Annotated in this window: 1 protein-coding gene; it reads left to right on the forward strand. The window is 62.9% G+C overall.

Annotated elements, in window-relative coordinates; genetic code table 11:
- A partial coding sequence (locus tag EN914_RS31985; protein ID WP_127389527.1) for a histidine kinase dimerization/phospho-acceptor domain-containing protein occupies nucleotides 1-2,068 on the forward strand: 2,068 nt, incomplete at its 5' end.
- Nucleotides 2,069-2,495 lie beyond the last annotated feature (427 nt).

Below are 2,495 nucleotides of genomic sequence, written 5' to 3' on the forward strand. Positions count from 1 at the left end.
GACTGAGACTGCTGAGGCGTCGGCAGCGGAGACCGAGGCTCCGGTCAAGGCGTCCGACGACCCGATGCGCACCGGCGGCACCCCTGCCTCAGGGCCAGAGAACGAACCGGCCGAGCCATCCGAGACCGATGTCGATGCCGAAGACGAGCAGGATCTGGCACGGCTTGACGGTCACCCGGACGAAGCGGCTCGTGAAGCCCCCCCTGGGATGAATGTGACGGGCTCGTTGCTGGACTATGCCGGCCAAGATGACGAACGTGGCCCCGTGGCGGCGGAACCAGAAAACACCGCTGCGGTTTCGCCCGGCGAAGAGCCTGAAGCCACTGACACGACACATGACGTCCTCGATGACGACAGCATGACGACAGCAGATTTTCGCGATGCCGAAGACAGCGAGGATTGGGCGCAGCCCGACGAGGAAGCCGCATCGCCTGACGAGCAGGCGGTTGCCGAGCAAACCGTCAATGCAGGCGACGCTGCGGAAATACGCGTCGAGCGCCCTCGCCTGCAGGTTCCGCCGCTCAAGGCCGAAGGGTTCGTGCCGTCGGCGTTTTCCGCCGGAGATGAACACAAGGCCCCGGACACGTCGCTGCTCGGTAAGCTGCCCGTGCCGTTGCTCATCCATTCCGGAGACCAGTTGCACTATGCGAACGAGGAATTCCTCAGCCTGACCGGCTACGAGGCGCTCGACGATCTGGCGGATGCCGGCGGCCTCGGCGCGTTGTTTGCCGACCCCTATGCCGACGACGGCGTTTCCGACGGCACCGATCGCGCGCTGCGGTTGAAGACGCGTGATGGACAGGAATTCCCGATCGAGGCCATTTTGCGCTCTGTCCCCTGGCGCGACGGCAAGGCGCTGATGCTGGTCGTGCGACGCTCCGGCGAGGATGATGCGCCGGCGAGCCTGCATGTGGTTGGCGACGAGCAGACGCAGCCGGATATTTCCGAGCTCAAGGCGCGCATCGCCGAGATGCGCACCATTATCGACACCGCCACCGACGGCGTCGTGCTGATCGGCCGTGACGGCACCATCCGATCGATCAGCCGGCCAGCCGAAGCACTGTTCGGCTTCGACAGCGACGATGTGACCGGCAAGCCGTTCGCTTCGCTGTTTGCCATCGAAAGCCAGCGCGCCGCACGCGACTATCTCAACGGACTGTCCGAGCCCGGCGTGGCGAGTGTCATGAACGATGGCCGCGAGGTGATCGGGCGCGAGTCGCAAGGCCGCTTCATTCCGCTGTTCATGACCATCGGCCGGCTGCCCAACGACAGCGGCTTCTGCGCCGTCGTTCGCGATATCACGCAGTGGAAGCGGGCCGAAGAGGATTTGACGCAGGCGCGTGCCGTGGCCGAGCGCGCGTCCTCGCAGAAGACCGATTTCCTCGCCCGCATCAGCCACGAGATCCGCACCCCGCTCAACGCCATCATCGGCTTTTCCGAACTGATGGTCGACGAGAAGTTCGGGCCGGTGGCCAACGACCGCTACCGCGACTATCTGCGCGATATCAACCGCTCGGGCAATCATGTGCTCGACCTGGTCAACGACCTGCTCGACATCTCCAAGATCGAGGCTGGCCAGCAGGAGATGGCCTATGAGGCGGTGTCGCTCAACGACACGCTGGCCGAGACGGTGGCGATGATGCAGCCGCAGGCCAACCGCGAACGGGTCATCATCCGCTCCAGCTTCGCTTCGCGGCTGCCGGAAGTGGTGGCGGACCTGCGCAGCGTGCGCCAGATCGCGCTCAACATCCTGTCGAATGCCATCCGCTACACCCAGGCCGGCGGCCAGGTGATCGTCTCGACCGCCTATGAGACGTCGGGCGACGTCGTCATGCGGGTGCGCGACACCGGCATCGGCATGAGCCATGCCGAGATCGAGCAGGCGCTGAAGCCGTTCAAGCAGATCAACGCGCTGAAGCGCGGACGCGGCGACGGCACCGGGCTTGGACTGCCTTTGACCAAAGCGATGGTGGAAGCCAACCGTGCCCGGTTCACCATCAATTCGACACCGGGCGAAGGCACCTTGGTCGAGGTCGCTTTTCCATCGACCCGTGTGCTCGCGGAATAGATCAGCCCTCCACGCTTCGATCCCGATAAAAAGAAAAAGGCGCCCAAAGGCGCCTTAAGAGATGGGATTGCTGTCACAACGGGGGCTTGAGCGAATTCGGATCCTCGGGGCTGAGGAACGGGATTTCTCCCTCAAGTTACCTGCGACTATCGAGGCCGGACCTTAACAACTCCTTACCGGGGCGCCGGAAAATTTACGAATGTGTACCACTCATGAAATCTAGGTAAATTCTAGCGAGATATTTCGTTAACCATTCCGAAGTCACTCTTTCATACGTGTCGTTGCCTCAAAACCGGGGCCACTTTTGAGCGACATGCATTAGCAGCTACTCGGCCAATTGCGGCAGGTTCTTGAACAGCTCAAGCGCCTCTGGATTGGCGAGCGCCTCCTTGTTCTTGATGGCGCGGCCATGCACCACGTCGCGCAC

Source organism: Mesorhizobium sp. M7A.F.Ca.CA.001.08.2.1 (assembly GCF_003998455.1).
Lineage (GTDB): Bacteria > Pseudomonadota > Alphaproteobacteria > Rhizobiales > Rhizobiaceae > Mesorhizobium > Mesorhizobium ciceri.